At 60.0% G+C, this 18,120-nt stretch carries 12 protein-coding genes and 1 pseudogene; 7 read left to right on the top strand and 6 right to left on the bottom strand.

Translation table 11 applies throughout. The annotated features are described in order from the left end of the window. Positions 1-107: 107 nt before the first annotated feature. The gene (locus AU195_RS23525; RefSeq protein ID WP_157531239.1) at positions 108-785 is read left to right on the top strand and encodes a hypothetical protein; all 678 of its coding nucleotides are present in this window, start codon (positions 108-110) and stop codon (positions 783-785) included. Positions 786-1,157: 372 nt separating this feature from the next. Here AU195_RS23525 and AU195_RS26515 read toward each other — a convergent pair whose 3' ends face one another. Beyond that, positions 1,158-1,220, bottom strand: coding sequence for an excalibur calcium-binding domain-containing protein (locus AU195_RS26515; protein WP_502687380.1), 63 nt, complete (start codon positions 1,218-1,220; stop codon positions 1,158-1,160). A gap of 942 nt (positions 1,221-2,162) precedes the next feature. Here AU195_RS26515 and AU195_RS25475 point away from each other — a divergent pair. The 3 genes from AU195_RS25475 (at position 2,163) to AU195_RS26020 (ending at position 6,932) form a co-directional block, all read left to right on the top strand. Beyond that, complete coding sequence (locus AU195_RS25475; protein ID WP_172800700.1) at positions 2,163-4,316, top strand: ATP-binding cassette domain-containing protein; 2,154 nt, start codon at positions 2,163-2,165, stop codon at positions 4,314-4,316. A gap of 174 nt (positions 4,317-4,490) precedes the next feature. Then, positions 4,491-5,228 (top strand): vWA domain-containing protein, encoded by a 738-nt coding sequence (locus AU195_RS23515; RefSeq protein ID WP_157531238.1) that lies wholly within the window; start codon positions 4,491-4,493, stop codon positions 5,226-5,228. A gap of 798 nt (positions 5,229-6,026) precedes the next feature. Next, complete coding sequence (locus AU195_RS26020) at positions 6,027-6,932, top strand: protein phosphatase 2C domain-containing protein (RefSeq protein ID WP_172800699.1); 906 nt, start codon at positions 6,027-6,029, stop codon at positions 6,930-6,932. Positions 6,933-7,353: 421 nt separating this feature from the next. On the opposite strand, the gene AU195_RS25830 is transcribed toward AU195_RS26020, so the two are convergent. Continuing rightward, entirely contained in the window at positions 7,354-7,674 is a 321-nt protein-coding gene (locus tag AU195_RS25830; RefSeq protein ID WP_157531237.1) for a hypothetical protein, read from the bottom strand. A gap of 1,970 nt (positions 7,675-9,644) precedes the next feature. On the opposite strand from AU195_RS25830, the gene AU195_RS25825 reads away from it, so the two are divergent. Next, positions 9,645-11,597 carry a hypothetical protein gene (locus AU195_RS25825; RefSeq protein WP_157531236.1) on the top strand — a complete coding sequence of 651 codons (1,953 nt, stop codon included), beginning with the start codon at positions 9,645-9,647 and terminating at the stop codon, positions 11,595-11,597. 108 nt (positions 11,598-11,705) lie between these two features. Continuing rightward, positions 11,706-12,696, top strand: a pseudogene (locus AU195_RS23500) (IS481 family transposase). Between the two features lie 167 nt (positions 12,697-12,863). Here the strand turns inward: AU195_RS23500 and AU195_RS23495 are convergent. The 4 genes from AU195_RS23495 to AU195_RS25820 form a co-directional block, all read right to left on the bottom strand. Beyond that, positions 12,864-13,472, bottom strand: coding sequence for a recombinase family protein (locus AU195_RS23495; protein ID WP_502687377.1), 609 nt, complete (start codon positions 13,470-13,472; stop codon positions 12,864-12,866). A gap of 996 nt (positions 13,473-14,468) precedes the next feature. Beyond that, complete coding sequence (locus AU195_RS23485; RefSeq protein ID WP_157531235.1) at positions 14,469-14,987, bottom strand: hypothetical protein; 519 nt, start codon at positions 14,985-14,987, stop codon at positions 14,469-14,471. Between the two features lie 52 nt (positions 14,988-15,039). Next, complete coding sequence (locus AU195_RS23480; protein ID WP_059161419.1) at positions 15,040-16,545, bottom strand: ComEC/Rec2 family competence protein; 1,506 nt, start codon at positions 16,543-16,545, stop codon at positions 15,040-15,042. A 9-nt stretch (positions 16,546-16,554) separates the two neighbouring features. Next, positions 16,555-16,887: a hypothetical protein gene (locus tag AU195_RS25820; protein ID WP_157531234.1), complete on the bottom strand. Its 333-nt coding sequence runs from the start codon at positions 16,885-16,887 to the stop codon at positions 16,555-16,557. A gap of 294 nt (positions 16,888-17,181) precedes the next feature. Between AU195_RS25820 and AU195_RS25465 the strand changes: the two genes are divergently transcribed. Continuing rightward, entirely contained in the window at positions 17,182-17,688 is a 507-nt protein-coding gene (locus tag AU195_RS25465) for an LppP/LprE family lipoprotein (RefSeq protein ID WP_082703177.1), read from the top strand. Positions 17,689-18,120: the final 432 nt, after the last annotated feature.

Genomic DNA, 18,120 nt, shown 5'->3' with positions numbered 1-18,120 from the left:
CGACGCCCATTCGGACGGCCGAACGAGCCCCCTCACCCCCCGCACCAGTGGCGCTGCCACCCCCGCCACCTGGAAGTGATTTCGCGACGAGCTTCAATCAGTTGGTGATGACGATGCCCGCCGGTGAGGTAGGTGTCACCATCTTCGACGGCCAGGAGGTCACCGCCTACGGCGCTTGGACGAGCGGGCCCGCGTGGTCCACGATCAAGGTGCCGCTGTCGATCGCTGCCCTCAACTTCGACCAGGCGACGGCCGAACCTTTATTACAACAGGCGATTGCCCAATCGGATAACGCGGCGGCCGACCAAATGTGGGGGATGCTGGGTGACCCGCAGGCAGCGGCCGAGGCGGTCGAAACAGTACTTGCTCAAGGCGGCGACACAGCGGTCACAGTTCAGTCCCAACAGATCCGTCCGCCATACAGCCCATACGGACAAACCGAGTGGTCTCAGACTCAGGCCGCGAGGTTCGCGTTCGGACTGCCGTGCATTGACGGCGCACAGCCCGTCGTCGCTCAGATGCGCAGCCTCGGCGGCAACCAGCAGTGGGGATTGGCACGGTACCCAGACGTAGCCGCGAAAGGCGGATGGGGACCAGGGCCGAACGGAGGTTATCTCGTACGTCAGATCGCCGCCGTCGCCAACGACACCGGCACATTCGGCGCCTCCCTTGCCGCCGAACCTGCCGACGGCAATTTCGAGACCGGCAAGACAATGCTCGACGCGCTCGGGGTCTGGCTCAACGAGCGGCGGAGCGGGATCGCCGCTCGCCAATGCTGGACATAGGTCTGCAAGGTACGCAGTCCGACATTCTCTGCGCCTCGCGTTCGCCACCTCCGAGGGTGGCCGTATTGCTTCGGAGTGAACGACCTTGACTCTGGCGTGGTGGCTTCCGCACGGCTTGGATTGCTCTACCCGGGCTTGCTTCTCTTATCCCACCGAAAGAGGGGCGAGTTCTTGGCTCGTTCGATCACCAAAGTTGGCACATGGCCATCGGCGTGTAGACGCCCCACCCTCGTTCGGCCCAGAACCTTTGCTTGCGGGCACTTTCGTGAAGATTTTCGTCGTCGTGGTCGAACAAATGGCCGTAACCGCGTTGACGATGCCACCGAGGGCCAGTGCAATTGCGGCGATGATTCCGAAGATGGTGCGCTTTATCTAACTCTCACAGCCGATGCCGTCCGAGTCACGGTCCAGATGCGGGCCGTAGTACTCCGTGATGATGGAATGTCCGAGTAGCCTGCCTCACGCGCCGCAGTGCAGTTGACGAACGTCAATATTAGAACAGCCACGGGGGTTCGCCGACACATCGCCCACGCTGCCAACTAGGGCCTTCTGATCTGCCGTTTGCTTCGAGGCCGGTGAGTATGGCACGGGGACCGCCTAGTCGAGATAGGCCAAGTTTGCGTTCCGACGTTCCATTCGCCCCCTCGCAGCGGCGCGATAGACGAGGCGATGCATTCAATTGCGAGCTCTCGCTGCCGAGCAGCGGTCGCTGCCACGCGTGCGGGGGTGGCAGCCCGGCCCCAAACGGCACGCGGGAAAATCGTTTCGGCACAATTCGAGTCAAAATCTTGCTAACTTAGCTGCTCGTGGGGGAAGACCGGATCTATGGTGGGTGATCGCTGGACATTGGCCGAAGGACGGTTGCTCCTAATCGGACAAGGACCATCAGGCCCAGTCGTGGCAAGCTCTGAGTCTGATATCGCTGACCCCCTTGCCTCAGTGCGCTGGACAGGCCGCGCAGTTGAGGTTCGCGCACTGAATCAAGTCAAGCGACCTATTGTTGCCGGTCAGCCGGTTGTGCATGCGCGTGTAAAGGTCGGCGGCGAATTTGTAGTCGGTGATCTCCGGTTCTCAGTATCAAAGCCTGCCGAGCTATCACACATAGCGGCGTTGCCCCCAGTCCAGATAGCTTCGCAACCACCTCTCCGTGGGCTCGCTCGAACAGCGGGGGCTGCTCGCGATGAATGGACGCTAGCTGGGGGGCAGATTGCAGAAATGCGTCTAGAGCCGAACGGGCACCTCGAGCTATCGGACTCCTCAATCGGCAACGGTATCGCGATCGTCAGCGCCAGCAGAGATGGAGTGGAGCTGCGGTCCACCGCCGAGCGGTACAGACCCCTCGTCGATGGACAGCCCGTCGTTCACGCGAGGCTAAAGGTGGCACAACGATTCACTGTTGCTTCCAATGTTTTTGAAGTAACAGCGCCAGGCAAGCTGGTCAGGATGCATAGTCCAGTCTCCGCGACTCACAGTAATCCTACGACGCCATCCAAATCTACGGCGATCCCAGAACCTCGAGGCGTTTCTGATTTCCCGTCGCCCCTGAATGTCTGGCAACTCCCGCCGAACACCCGTCTGACCATTGGGCGTGAAGGGGGTCCTGCGGAAATTCAGCTGCGCGGGTTGGATCTTGCGCAGCAGCACGCCACAGTGGCATGGACGGGCCGCGCCGTGGAAATCCGGTCACTTTCGTCGCAAGCCCGTCCGTTCGTCAATGGCCAACCCGTTCTGCATGCGCGTATTCCAGTGGGCGCGCAATTCATGCTAGGCAACCACACACTGTCGGTCACTGCGCCAGCCCAAATTGCCCTCGTGCCAGTTCTCGTCGGTGCGAGGGGACCGTTACTACGATTTACCAATGTCAGCTTGCGCTACAAGAGTCGCTCCGAGGCCACATTGAAAAACTTGTCGTTCGAAATGGCGGGCGGCGAGGTTTTGGCGATCATCGGTCCCTCTGGGGCGGGGAAATCGACGATGTGCGGCGGATTACTCGGTGAAGTCGGCTTAGAGTCGGGCGAAATGATGCTTGGTCAAGCCAATCTCAGCGTAGCCAACACGCAGGCCAGTCACTTGGTGTCCTTTGTGCCACAGCAACCCGCGATGTTCGGGAATCTCTGTGTGCGGGAGTCGCTGACATGGGTGGCAAGACTCCGCCTCGCGGCAGACGTGGATCCACGCGAAGGCGCTGAACGCGTCGCTCAGGTCATCGCGGCCATGGAGCTCACGAATGAAGTACAGAAGCGAATAGACGAGTTGTCGGGTGGTCAACGAAAGCGCGTCTCGACCGCAATGGAATTGCTTAGCGATCCACTTCTTCTCGTGCTCGACGAGCCAACGTCAGGCCTAGACGAGGGACTCGATCGCAAGATGATGGACTCCCTCCGTTCCAGTGCACGCGACGAGGGCAGAGCGGTCATCGTCGTCACTCACTCGATGGTTAACATCGATCGGGCCGATAGAGTCTTGGCCCTTACACGACGGGGCCAGCTCGCCTACTTTGGATCGCCCGCCGAGCTGCTGCATACGTTCGGAGCCAACAACTATGCCGAGGTGATGGATCTGCTGCGAGCAGATCGCGTGACCGAGGCTCGGCCGCAGATATCTGCCGCCTCCCTATCAAACTCGGACGTCGCGGCGGCACCACCGCGCCGCGGTTCCCTTGCGAGGCATTTACCTTATCTGGTGGGTCGGGAGTTCGCTCGACAACGCAACAATGCCGGCCAGCTGGCCGCCAGTCTCGGCGTCGGTGTCCTGCTCACAGCGCTTCTCAGCGCTGCGGCATCGGGAGACGGACTCGCAGGCAATCCCCGGGGAATCAGCTCGATGCTGATCGCCTTTATTGTGTGCTTGACCTTCTTCTCCATGGCACAGTCGTTCGCCGCTATTGTTGACGACCGCGACACTATTGAACGCGAGTCGCGGTGGTCGATCTCCGCGACGTCAATGGTGCTCGCGCGGGCCATAGCCTGTGCGCCACTGGCCGTGACACTAGGAATCCTGTCAACATTGTTGTACTTGGTGTTGAAGCGGAGGGATCCGATCGATCCAGTCCTTCCGCACCCTTTGGGTTTGTTGATATTTGCGGTGACGCTGCCGCTTACCGCCATGACCATAGGCCTTCTCATCTCCGCGGTCTCGAAGTCATTGCGGCAGGCCGTTTTCATTCTCATGGGCGTTCTCGCCTTGCAAGTCGTGATGACCGGTCTGGCCCCACCATTCGAGGGGGCAGCGGGCGAAGTGATGAAGGTCCTCGCATACTTCACCCCGTCACGTTGGTCATCCGCTGGCCTAGGGGCTAACCATGGGATTACCAGATCCTTCTACGTCGATCCGGGGACAGGTAAGCCGCTCGCAGCGGGCGAGTCTCCGGATGCGCTTAGCCAAGTGCAGCCCAGCCCTTTCCAGGATGCGATCTGGTCGCACGACGCGTCACATGTATACCTTGCTGCGGCGGCATTAATCGTTATGGGACTCACCGCCTTGATAGCAACCGCTTTGGTGCTGCGTCGGCAATTGATGGCTCCGCGGTGAGGCTTAAGTTGATTGCTGGGGAAGTCAGGACGTGTTCGGCGTGGGAACAGGTTCTATCGGGTGCTCGAGGGAAGCGCTTTGATCACGATCGAGCGGCCGTTTCGCGCCTGTCGACTTCGACTAGCGAGTGCGGCCCAATACGTGATATTCGCTCCAACGACAGGAGAAGCAGTCATGAGGTCTGAGAATGGTTTCTCGATAACGCCGTCAGGCGAGAACGCCAAGAGGGTTTTTGCCTTCTATGTCGTTTGTGACGTTTCACGCTCGATGTGGGATCCCTCCTTCAGCAAGGGCCAACGAGTGACGCCTCTTAGTGTCATCGAGGACGCCCTGCCTGACATGCTCAGCGTGCTAGAGGACGACCCAACTGTTCTCGATACCGCGCATTTGGGCATTGTGGCATTCGGCGATACGCCCCAAGTCGTCGTGCCGCTGACACCCCTGGCACAAGATCCATCCATTCCCGCGTTACCGCGTCAAACGTCCACAGATTATGCGGCGGTATTTCGCTTCCTAGACCAGCTGTTGCGCGCTGACCATCAAAGTCTCCAGCGCTGGGGTCTAGGCTTCTACACCCCCGTCATCTTCTTTCTAACCGATGGCAATCCTCAGGTAAACGGCGAAGCGCAGGCCGAATCCGTGTGGATGCACTCCCGCTCGGCGCTGGAATCCGATGGGCACCCGTTCCGCCCAGTTGTCGTCGCGCTTGGCATCGGGAAGGTGTCCGACGCGACGGTTGCCAGGTTGCGGTCGACGAAACCTGTTGGCATCGCTTGCGTCGCCGACGGAGGGGTGGTTCCGGGGGATCTGCTCCGCGCCATAATCAACAGCATCCGGTTCTCGATCAGCCGCAGTGTCGGGCAGGGCGAGTTCCAATTTCGTACCCCAAAGGGAATGCGAAGGTTGAATTAGATGAGAAACACCGCTAGCCGCCGAGCGCGAAGCCGCCGCACTCCTTACTTCGCCGTAGGTCTTCTTGTTGTCGCGATAGCGGCGTTCTTATTCGGCGTTCTCGCGTATTGGTTGGCGCCAGGGTCACAGGCTCAAAGGGCGGCCGACATGATGGCAGCCTCGGAGACGAGTGGTTGCGCTGACGGCGCTGACGGCACATCAATGGACCCAGGCGAAGAGCGCAGTTCACAGGGGCCCACCGAGAGCTCCCCCGAAGAGGTACCTTCGAGCGCTGAACAAGGCGCTTCGTCACGGCAGCCGGACGCTCGGACGCAACAGCCCGACGCTGTCGTCGAGGAGCAGTCGGATCGAGGCCTGCTTATCAGGAGCCAGGTAAGAAGCGCCGACGGCCAGGTGTGTCGCACAGTGCTTGGTGCGCAGTTTGATCCAACCATTGCGGACGCCCAAGCGCCGATTCCCAACACATCCGACATGTTGCAGGTCCACGTCGACCCGTCTCTCAGGACTTCTTACAAGCTGCCGGCACTCCTGATAACCAGTGTTGCGTCGCTCTTGACCGGCCTGCTCTGCCTTCTGATTATGATGCAACGGCTGGCAACTCCCGGGCGCCAAGTGCCAGCACCAAGGCCAACGCGGAGGAATATCCCCGATCCGCCTCTCTCGTCTGGCCCGGCGGGTGCGCACCCTCCCCACTCGTGGAGATCAGACGTGGAACCAATTAACGCGCCGGCGAATCCGGGTTACCCCGCCAACCCCAGCCCCATCGAACCCGACGTCAGTCCAAGAACGGCGAGGCCAGTGGAACTGGCTGCCCTCACGACGTCAGGAGTTAGCGGTCTGACGATCGATCGTGGAAGCTGCGGAAGCTTCGACGTATATGCCGCAACACAAGTCGGACTTCAGCATGCGAACAAGGGCGGCGTTCGCGAAGACGCTTACTCGGTCGGTGGTGCGCCTGACGGTAGTTGGGTCTATCTTGCGGTAGCCGACGGTCTCGGCGGTGCCCACGACGCCCATGCAGCAGCGCAGATAGCGAGCCGGACTGCCCTGCAACAACTCCATCGCCGTCTCCATCGCGTGAAGCCCAATCAGGCGGCGGAGCGATGGAGCGACATCTCTGCGGCCCTGATCGACTCTGTCGTGAAGTCTCTCAAAGCAGACTTCGTGCACGAGTACGCGGCAACGGTGGGCTACCTCGCTCCCCATCCCGGTGCAGAAGGGAAGTCCTCCGACCCGGCAAGCACCCTGGTATTCGCTGCAGTCGGCCCGCTGTCCCAAGATGGCTACCCAGTGTTGTGGGGATCAGTCGGCGACAGCGACGCGTTGACTGTAGATCTCGGATCCGGACTTATTCGCTGGCTCACTGACACCGCCACCAAGCAGGCCGGTGGGTTGGTCAGCAACGTCACTTACGCACTTCCGCGAGATGGTGCTCAACTGATCACTGATGTCACCTTCATAGCCCCGGACGCGATGATCGTGTTGGCCACGGACGGAATGGCCGATGCGATAAGGCAAGAGACTCAACAGTTCGGCGCTCTGCTCCCACGACTTGCGGGTCCGAGCCCCGCAGAATGGGCCTTCGGCGAACTCGTCGCGTTCGAGCTGCCCGGCCTCCATGATGATCGAACGATCGCCGCAGCATGGCCGCGAGTGGCTCCGCGGATTCGCGGAAGGAACGCGAGACCGCGCCATGAGCACTGACATGGGCCGCGTCCGACTAGATAGGATCAAGTACAACGCGGACGCCATGCTCGGCGAAGGAGGCGCCGCAGAGGTGTTTCGCTGCGAGACTCCCGATAAACAGCCTCGAATACTTAAGCTGTACAGAGAGGAAGCGCTCGCTGACGTTGACTTTGAGGCGCTACAGCACACCATCGACTGGCCCGCCGCTTTGGCCGAAGAGGATCGAACAAGACTTCTGGCCATGAGCGCGTGGCCGCAGGCATTGGTGGTCGACGGCGAATCCGCAGTGGGCATCCTGATGCCAGAAGCCCCTGAAATCTACTTCCTGCGCCGCAACGGGAAAAGTGAACCACGCCACTTAATCCGTATCGCGGTCACGAAGGAACGAGCTGAGAAGGGCGGATATGAGTACTTCGATTTTCCGCAGAAAATTGCTCGCCTAGGACACGTACTTGCGGCCTTGCAGTTCCTTCACTCGATCGGAATCGTCGTTGGTGACCTTCAATTCAACAATCTGCTGACCACGGGCGTACACACCGCCGGCGGGACTCGAACCGACGTTTACTTCCTTGATTGCGATTCGTTCATAGTTGACGGCCGGGCAGGTCTGACCAACATGGATCCGATCTCTTGGCGCCCGCGTTACCATACGCAGGGTTTCTCCAGAACCACTGATCTCTTCAAATTCGCGCTTATGGTTATTCGGAGCCTGAGCGAACAGACAAATCAAGACTCTATTTCCTTTGCTCAGTACAGCCACTTGCTTCCGTCAGATGACTTTGCAATCTTGCACGAGCTACTAACTTCGCCCACACCATCTTTTGGGGCGAATGATCTCGGCGCCATGGCCAGGGCGTGGCAGCTGTCTGTTCGACGCGACGGAACAATGTACCGCCGCACCGACCAGTTCGTCCGCCAGTTGTGGACGGCGGATATGCGGGCCGCTCACATGGCTGGCATGCGGTCCGCAGTGTCGACTGAGCGTGTAGTCCCTCAAACGGCGCCCTCAGGTGCTTCAACGAAGTCACAGCGACAGACGGCCAAGACTGGACCGGTGAGACCCTCACCACCGAAGACGTCTTTCTCGCATGTCCAGTCGTCGTCAACAGCTACTACTAGCGACAAGCCGTCGAGCCGTACCGGCTGGTTAGTCGCCGCCGGCGTGGCAGCGCTCTTACTAGCCGGATGGGTCGGGCTGGCGGCAGTAGATAACCCCGATTCAACATCGACGACTCGCAATCCAAGTACGACGAGGACCGCTACGACGTCTAGGACCGCGGCGACGCCTTCTATACCGACAACCCGCGACCCTGTTCGCGACGCACGGGTAGGCGACTGTATCCATCGTGAGGACGGAGCAGACAGAGGCGACGGGACCGTCGAGGTGCACGTGCGTGAAGCAACGTGTGGTACCTCCTATTCGACCGACCGAGTTAGCAGAGTGGTGTCTTCTCCCGCCGACTGCGGGGAATCCAGGTGGATTCGTGACACGTCGCCCTACGTTATTGTGATTTGCTTAATACCTGACTAAACCGGGCAGGCGTCATAGAATCTTGAGCGCCGCGCACACGCCTTCCGCGTCCCAGCATAGCCAGTTGTGCACCGGTGCGCGCGAATACCCAGTTGCACGACGACATGCGCGGGCGGCCCCGGCAGCGACACGCTCAACGATCAGGCGACGAGGGGTCATCGCCCACGATACTCCCATCCCGCTCGCGCGAATCGCTATCTTGCTCAGGATGAAAATACATGGCCGATGAATGCATCTATGCTGTCAGCGGTATTGGCGCGCAGGGCTGGGCGCTCGATTGAGTCTTTACTTCGTCCATTCGGTTAAGAAGTTCTTTCACTCGTTGTCCGGCACGATCAATCCGATCTTCAACTGCAATCCACAGAACGTAGGTGTCGACTTTCAGCTCGCGTTCTGTATCGGTCCGATCCGAGATGGTGCTAAGTGCTTCATCGAATAAGTTGCGTCCTAGTTCTGGGTCGTTCAGTATCTCGAACGCAAACAATGCTCGACCGCGAGGAGAAAACAACCGTGACACAGACTGCGGGTGCGGCTCGAACAGCCTGTTCCCAGAACTTGGCTGCTCTCGTTACGTCGCGGGTCAGCGCCGAGGCTTGTGCGAGGGATGCGTATTCCCGCGAAGTCACATCGCGAGCCACCATCGGAAGCAAAGACTCGACCATTGGGGTCTGCTGCATGGCAATAGCTACCGAGCGGGCCGGTTCAGTATTGAATGACGTGCCGGGAACCAACGACCACGGTCGAGTAGTTCAATGCGGTCAAGCGCTCGTCCGAGCGGTGACGTCGCTGCCGATGTTGTTGTCGACGGCGAGCCGTACGACTGCACCCTGTGATGCGGATGTCCCCCTTGCTTCGTATCGAGCGCCCTGCTTTTGTCGGGAGAACACCGAACCTTCGAGACCTCGTGAGGGCCGGGTGAGCTGATGGTTCGCTCGGTATAAACGATGCCCGGTTAGGTGACGATTGCAACAGCAGCTGACTCTTAATCAGCGGGACCGGGGTTCGGAAAACTGACGGCGCACCACACGAAAGCCCTGCTCAGGCGGGGCTTTGTCGTTTCAGGGCCTTTGCTGCCTGTGACAGATGTTGCAGATACAACCACAAGGTCTCCACAGGGTCTCCCCGCGCCGGGAACTGACCCCGCCACAGCAAAGGGCGCGTCGGCGTGATTTGTCGGCGAGCGTGCCTACGGTTGGTGCGTGGCGGAAGACACCAGCGACCCGGCAGCACCAACGGCGCACCCGCTTCGAATGAGCGGGCGCGGCGCGATCTACTCGTTCTCGTTCGACCTGGGCCCGGGGCTCGATCTGGTGAAGCTCGCGAACAAGCTCTTGAAAACCGACATGGCAACAGTGGCTGGATCTCCGTCTCGCGATGGCCTACGAGTCGGCAGCCGCATGCGAGAGACCGCGCGCCATCAAGAGCACGCAGCCAGATACCAACAATGGTTAAAAATCTTTCATACGGAAAATATCCAGTGGTGGCGACTGTTTCGGCTCGAGCCAAAACTGACGCTGCGAATTCTTTGGATCGCTCGCCTCCATTTGTTGCAATTCTTCGCACATCGGGCAACATTCGGACTTGCCTACCGCACATCATTACAATCTTCGTCTAGACGGGCCGAATCGAGAGAAGCAGACCCCACGAACGAGGAAAATTCACGTCAAACAGAGAAAATGGTACGGGAAGCATCGGAGAAGCTCCTGGAATCGATCTCACGTCGACACGCAAGCGGCGCGCTTCGCTTACGTCTGCAACAGCAAATGTACTTCCCGCGCTACTACCTTCATAATGAGCCGTTCATCCGACTAGAAATGAATCGGTCGTATTATACCGACAGCGTCCACGAGCATGAGCCAATCGAGATTTCGCTGATGATCCATAGATCCGGAATATGTATTCTCACCTTCGCAACACCAATTGCAAGAGAATTCGGTGTCGAGCAAGGCTATAGATACTTGCAAGCGGGCAAGCGTGTGCTGAACGCTGTCGAGGTATCGGTCCCCATACTGGGCACGCGGCCGCGATTCATGGACGAAAACTACTATCGGTGGCGCATAGCGATAACCGAATTCGACCACCTTGAGTGGGTCTCGTTCAGAACGCCTATCGACGGCGAAAACCTTATCACCATCGAAACAGTGTTCGACCTCTATCTTGAAGCCATACAGCGCGCAGCACGTCGAAGAATGCGAACCGAATGGCGCTGTAACACCACCCTGTTCCAAGGGTCGCCGCTGTGCGGATGTGAGGGAGCGATAGCGAAACAAGCACACGCGGTTGAGTTCGCCCAATTGATGGTCCGTAGCCGCTCGCCTATGCCTGTTACCGAAGAAGTACGCGGAGAATTGCTGAAAAATTACCTGGTAAATTCCGAGGAGGAGCTGTGGCTTTCAACAGGCCACGCAATTCATACCTTTTGGCCTCGGAGCGACATCCATTACATCACCGATTTGCAAATCATCGAGCCCATCGAATCAGCGATCCTTCAACATCGGCAGTTGGAGGCGATCGACCACAGAACCGTCGATCTTTCGGTTCGCGACGACGACCTGTTCGCTGCTCAAGAGCAATTGGCGACGGGCCTACCCGAGTACGGCCGTAATCTTCTGACAGACATCAATGCGCCGTCGGTAGTTGACGGGATGGCGGCGAAACTTCGCACACCCGAACTGTATTCGAGACTCAACGACCGCGTGAAAGTGCTGGAAAGCGTTGTCAACACACGCTACGCCCGAAAGCATTCGCGGCGGTCCATCGCGATTTCGGCTATCGGTCTCGGTACCGTTCTGATACTGCTTCTTCCTCGCGTTGACGAACTTATAAACAAGTTATCGGTGCTGTCTCCGACGGGATCGAAGGTGGCCGCACTTCGCGATTTCTTCGGAGGACCAGATCAAACGACGGTCGCCGTCTACATCATGGCGATAGTGTTGGCGACACTCGTGTTGTTTCGATTGAGCGTGCCGTACCCACGCGCACGAAACCTGGTTTCCGCACTTCGCGCCGCTTTCGCTCACTTGAAGACGCGAATCCCCTGGTTAAGACGCCTGAAACTCCCGAAACGCAGCTTTGGATACGCGACCAAACATGATGTGATCGTTGAAAGACGAGTGCCAGACCATCCTAGCGACGACGAAGATGAGAACTAGCTGTACTGACCACGGACGTTAGGTACGGCGTGGCGTGGTGACATGACGAAGACCTCCGAGTGAAGTGCGAGCTGTCTAGGAACGCACCAACCACACTCGGAGGTCTTCGTGTCCCACCGTAATGCCCCGTTGTCTGAAACCGGTCGCCTGCGGCTGGCTCGTTGCGTGGTCGAAGACGGCTGGTCGCTGCGCCGGGCTGCGGAGCGGTTCCAGGTCGCAGTCACCACAGCCCAGCGATGGGCCAGTCGGTATCGCGAACTAGGACCAGCGGGTATGGCTGATCGCAGCTCACGACCGCACCGAAGCCCACACCAAACCCCGACGCGCACCGAGCGCCGAATCATCAAAGTCCGTGTGATCCGCCGGTGGGGGCCAGCTCAGATCGGTTACCTCCTGGGTATTCACCCCTCGACCGTGCACCGGGTGCTGACTCGCTACGGACTCGCAAGGTTGCGCTGGTTGGACCGCCCCACCGGCCGCGTCGTCCGCCGCATTGAGTCGGCAGCGGTCGGGGATCTGGTCCACGTCGATGTCAAGAAAGTCGGCAAGATCCCTGCCGGCGGCGGCTGGCGGATGCTGGGACGCACCGTCGGTAACCGCAACGCCAAAGCCGATAGGAGTTCAGGACGTCGCAGTAAGTGGGGCGATCCCTTGCGAGGACACCACTTCCTGCACACAGCGATCGACGGCTACTCCCGGCTGGTCTACAGCGAGATGCTCGCCGATGAACGCAAGGAAACCGCGGCGGGCTTTTGGATCCGTGCCAACGCCTGGTTCGACGGATGCGGCATAAAGGTCAGAAAAGTGTTGACTGACAACGGGTCCTGCTACCGATCCCACACCTTCCGAGACGCACTCGGTGACCTCGAACATCGCCGCACCCGGCCCTATCGACCCCAAACCAACGGCAAGGTCGAACGCTTCCACCGCACCCTGGCAGACGAATGGGCCTACGCCCGGCTCTACACCAGTGACGCAGAACGCTGCGCTGAAATACCCGCGCTGGCTACACACCTACAATTACCACCGCGGCCACACCGCACTCGGCGGCCAACCACCCGCCGCCCGCGTACCTAACCTGTCAGGTCAGTACAACTAGCCCGGTCGGCGCATCGGCACGACGGTTGATTCGCCAGCGGTTCCTCGACGCAGCGGCGCAGCCTTGCCGTTGTCGCCTTCGGCGATGTAGTCGGCATACACGGTCAGCGTCGTGACGAATGACGCGCGTGACCGAGCATGTTCGACACCGCAGCTGCTCCACCGCAATCAGCACGTTAGAGGTTCGGCCACAGCCAAGTACCTGTACAGCGTCGCTCGGCTCACCCCGAGGTACTTCGCGATGTCCTTGGCGGTGTGACCGTCGGCCTTCATCCGCCTGGCCGTGACGATGTACTCGGCTGCAACGACCTTGCGAGGCCGTCCGAACTTGGTGCCGTTGGCGCGGGACGATTCGCGCTTCAGGGCAGTGCGTTCCTTCACCAGTTCGCGCTCGTACTCGGCTAGGGATCCGAGGACTCCGATCATCATGCGTCCGGCGGCGGTCGACGAGTCGATGCCGTCGGTGACAGATACAAGAGTGACGCCACGGTCGGTCAGCGCCTTGACGGTGCCGAGGATGTGAAGCATATTGCGGCCCAGCCGATCGAGCTTCCACACCACGACCGTGTCTCCCTCGCGTACGTAGTCGATCAGCGCAGCGAGCCCTGGACGGTCATCGCGCGCGCCGGACATCGTGTCGGAGAAGGTCTTCGTTACTCCGGCAGCTCCTAAGGCTGTCTCCTGCTGCTCCAAGGTCTGCGCCACGGTGCTGACACGTACATAGCCGATGCGCAGACCGTTGTCCTGTCCGTGCCGAATCCCGCTGTCATGTCTCACTATTGATGGAACGCGCCGGACGAGACGACTATTTCTGAGACGAACTTCTGAGACTGGATGACCTTGGACATCCGTCTGAGACGACGAGGATCTCTGGGTGTCTCACATGTGGTCTATTTCAAGACAGCGCCCTTCGGGCTCAGTCGCTTTCGTCGTCGGCGTAGGTGGCCACGGCGGCGTGATCATCGCCTCACCCTTCGGGTGTGCGTTTCGAAGTCTTGATCACAGAGCACTTCGCGGAAGTGAGCAATCGCGGTGCCGAACTCTGCCCATGACTGAGAATTGGTCGTTGAGCAGTTTAATCACCTACCAAACCTCTAGTAATCGAATCAAGGCCCATTAAGCCGGAGCCTTCTGGCGCTACCTTCGGCCCGCTTTTCGGCCAGCGACCTCGGCGAACTGACACCGCTGGACCCTGGACAGAGGAGCACCCCGGTGAGTAGTTCTTTGAATGGCGAAGCGCGACAGACTTGCGGGCGGCACCCGAGTAGTGGCACCCCCGAGTGCGCAGTGAGCCCTGATGCCCGGATCGAGAAGGGACAGCAGTGCGCTGAAAATCCGCAACCCGCTCAGCCAGCGGCTGCCGAGAATGTCATCGGCGAGCGACGCCACTTCCAGTTGAATCGTCGATGAAAGCACGTCACCAGTGCTGACCCTCTCGGCTCTCACCAGGAGCATGCCATCTGCCATGGTTACGGCCCGCGGCCCCTGATCTCGCCCCAAGAGCCGGTCACCCAACGTCGCGGAACGCGTCGAGCCTAGAATTTCGGAGAGCAAGCTCACAGCGAGGACGTGCACGGCTGCCCCTTTAGGGATTCCTGTGGGAGTCATCTGGGCGATCAGCCGGCTCTTGTTGCTGGTCGCCCTGATGCGATCGCCAGTGAGGAGCGTCGTCATTGGGCGAAAACTTGTGGAGGCCCTTCGGTTGGCCCGTTCCGGTCCTGGGCTCCCAGGAGATCACTCGGGCTTTCTTGGCGTCCTTGTCGTCGTCACTCATTAGACAGTCCTATCGATTATGACGTGCGTTGGAGGTGTCGGAGCTGCTGCGCCGAATGCAACGCTCAGGGAGGCTGCCACAACGAGCAACGCGATCGCCCCGATGAGCGCGCGGAACCGGTTCGCCAGCCCGAATGGGCCCGTGCAGTTCTTTAATCCCTCGGTGATGGCCTCTTGGTGGCCCACCGCGTAGCCGTAGTAGATCTCCTCAGGAGTCAGTGGTCGGCCGGGATCCTCAAACAGCGCTGCCCTGGTGTTGTGGGCCGGGTTGAGGCGCAGAGGTATCGGCGCGAAGATCCAAAAAGCCATCGCTACCGCGACGCCGTAGGCGACCACCGCAGTGACGTACCACCCCTGCTGGCGGGGACCATCGGAGAACCCGAAGAAAGCCACCGCAGCGGTGGCCAGAGCCAGCAGCGTCGAGGTGTTGGCGCGGTACTTGTCGATCAGCCCCTCGACGCGCTCACGGGCGGTCTTCGATTCCTGGTGATACAGCTTGAGGGTTTCGAGGTCGACCACGGCTTGCGCCGCCACTGCCGGGGACGGGGAGGTCGCCGCCTCGTGCGGTTGGTTATCGGGCTGGGGCACGGCGCTTCACCACCTTGGGTTCGAACTCGACATCGCCAGAAGGGTTTACCGAAAATCGGTACGCCTCATTCATGCCCGCTTTGCCGCTGTGGGTGAACGCCAGCACCCGTTGGCCGTCGGTGCGGATATGGATGATGCCGTAGTTAAGGCGTTCGAAGCCCTCGAACTGCGCGCCGCCGTCAGAAGCATGCGACGGCCCTCGATAGGCGAAGAAGGCGGCCAGCTCGGTGCAGAAGATGATCGCTGGGGTTTGGCGTGACGCTCTGCCGAGTGCCGCCATTAGCGTGGCGCGGGGATGAATGTATTCCTTGCTGGCTTTCTCATCACCCGAGGAGATGATCGACACCACGGGTCCGACCTCGCCCAGGAAGCCCATGTCGAAGTCAGCGGAGCCATGGTGAGGGGTTTTGAGGATCTCGGCCCGCAGTGCTGCGCCCCGATTGGCCTCGTGCATTCGGCGCATCGACTCGTGGTTCATGTCGCCGGTGAAGAGGAACCGGACATTGCCGTACCGCAGCCGGAAGTTAATTGAGTGGCCATTGATGGTGTGCGACGCCGAAACTCCACCCCCGGACGGGGTTTCAGTCAGCCCGGACATGAGGTCAACCCCCTCGGGCGGGGTGCCCAAGAAGCGCAATGCCTGTTTACCGCCGACGTCTTCAACGATCGGCCCGAGAAGTTCGACCGCGATCTCCGGCTGTCCGGGCTCCTGATCTTCGGAGAGGAAGTCGAACACGTTCTGGCTCGTGTGGTCGATGCGGCGCAAATCGATCGGTGAGCCCGTCACTCGCTTCGTCCGCGAATCCCAGGCGTCTAGCGTTTCTGCCCACTCATTGAACGGTTCATTCCGCTCTGCTTCCGGAACGTCGCGGATGTCGTCGACGAGGTCGGTTACGTAGAGCACGCCGTCATGGTCGACCGTGTCACCAAACATCTCGGCGTCCTTCCGCCGGGATCCGGTCGACGTCTTGCCTGGTCGTTTGACTATGCCGTTGTGGTACACCCGCCTTGGTGCGACGAACACCTTCTTGGCTTCGGTGGGAGCCTTCGTCTCGGAGATCCGCAGCTGGTTGAGGCCCGAGAAGTGGTCGGCGTCGCCGTGCGTGATCACGATCGCGTCGACGACTAGAGGGTCGGCGTCGGAAGTTCCTGGGAAGGATCGTGCCACTCGTCGCGCGAACAGCTTGTTGTCACCGCCGTCGATGAAGATGAGTTTGTCCGAGGGCGTCTGGAGGATCATGCCGTCGCCCTGCTGCACGTCAACCATGGACAGTCGGAGCAGCTTGGTCGTTCGCAATTTCGCACCAGAGCTGATGAAGCCACCGGTCGGCTGACCGCCGAAACCCTGCACCTCGACGCGCAACTTGCCGGGCTCGTCTTCGTCGGGCAGACGTCGGCACTGATCCCCCCAGTAGTACTGCAGCGTGTCACCGCTATCAAGGCGAACGTCGACGATGTCCTCATCGAAGAAAGCAATGTCGTTCGGCACTGTCTCGCCCTAGAACGGATTGACGTTGTCGATGCTGACGAACATGCCGTGGCCTGTGCCGTCATGCTTGAAGCGGGTGCCGTCGAAAGTCGACAATATGGCCCATCCGTTGACGTGATACGTCTGGCCGTAGTTCAGAACAAGGTCATTTGCCGTAGCTTCCGCCGAGCCTGGGATGTTTCCGATGTTCCAATAGAAGTCGCCATTCGCTCTGACTACAGCTAAATTCAATCGCTCTCGGTGTTCGGCCGAGTAGGGCGATTGCGCAAACGGCTCACCACTCCACCGCTGGCACACCACTAATGGTCCCCCACCATGACCTACGTCGTTCGAGTTCGCCAAGCACCGCACCTTGCCGGATTGGGTCCGTACGCTCTGACTGTCGTCAGCTGCCGCGTCGGCCACCACTCCCGGCATCAGCGCTATGACCGCTGACGCAACACACACCGCGAAGCGACGCAACATATCCGTTTCCCTCCCGATTGCTCAAGCCCCCACCGGAGGCTAACAGTTAGCAGGGTTCAGGCTCCACGAAATGATTGCTGAGCTGACGCAGAGCCGTTACATTCACTGAAGGGGCTGGTGGAAGAAATAGGTCGCCCGTAGCGGTGGCGGCCTTGATGTCCACTGGACGGAATGGGGAATGGGGGATGCGCTGTGTGTAGAACCATTGCTGGATTTGTAGTCGCTATCATCTTCGGATCACTCTTGACTTCAACGCGAGCTGGCGCCGCGCCACCGGCGTCCGGGTGCGGCCCTGACCAAGCGACGGCGTTGCAGTCCGCGCTATCGCAGTTGCCGCCAGAACCGCTAACCGGCCGTTCGTGGGAGAGCACTCCCGTCCACAGCAACTACGACCCTTGCGCGGACCTGTCCGCCATCGTGGTAATGATCCAAGGCGGAACTGGAAGCTCGCCAGAGCAAGCGCTGATGTTCCACCGTGGTCGGTACTTGGGGACCGGCACATCGAAGGCTTATGCGTTCACCACGCTCGACTCGGCGGCGTCGACCAATGACACCGTCGTTCTCCGATATAAGGACGGCCGATACGTCTGCACAGCATGTCCGGGCCCCGTCAGGACCGTCCGTTACCAGTGGCGAGGTGATCACGTCGAAATGCTCGACCCGCCACCTCCGGGGTGATGACGAAACGGACAGTCAAACCCTCGTCGCACAGAAGTCACGGCTGCAGTCGAACGAAGACGATGAAGCTCCACGCTGCCTTCTCGGGAGCGTCGGCCTTAGCATGCCGGTACCTAACCTAAGTCGCAGGTGCCTTCGCCCAGGCAAGCATCTCGTCGACAACGGTCCGTATCGATGGCAGGTCAACACCAGCCAAGTCGAGCTTGCGCACGACGTCTCGGACACCGAACGTGGTAGTGATCGGCAACCCATATTGCGTGTCTGCGTAGGATTTCCAATCGACTGAGTCCGCTGGCCTTGACCTTCGGCCTTAGGGCATTCTTCGCGCAGCTCATTCCAGCCTGGGAACGACGACTGTTGACGACGGTTGAAAGTCCGGCCAGTCGCGACGGTTGAAAAGTAGGCCACCCGATCAGATTGGATGGGTGATCT

It is taken from the genome of Mycobacterium sp. IS-1496, from assembly GCF_001499995.1.
In the GTDB taxonomy this organism is placed as follows: domain Bacteria; phylum Actinomycetota; class Actinomycetes; order Mycobacteriales; family Mycobacteriaceae; genus Mycobacterium.
This window is presented reverse-complemented; position numbering and strand designations above follow the sequence as displayed.

Coding starts and splice junctions, on each gene's coding strand:
- AU195_RS23525 (WP_157531239.1), top strand. CDS start 108: ATGACGATGCCCGCCGGTGAGGTAGGTGTCACCATCTTCGACGGCCAG.
- AU195_RS23515 (WP_157531238.1), top strand. CDS start 4,491: ATGAGGTCTGAGAATGGTTTCTCGATAACGCCGTCAGGCGAGAACGCC.
- AU195_RS25465 (WP_082703177.1), top strand. CDS start 17,182: ATGGGGAATGGGGGATGCGCTGTGTGTAGAACCATTGCTGGATTTGTA.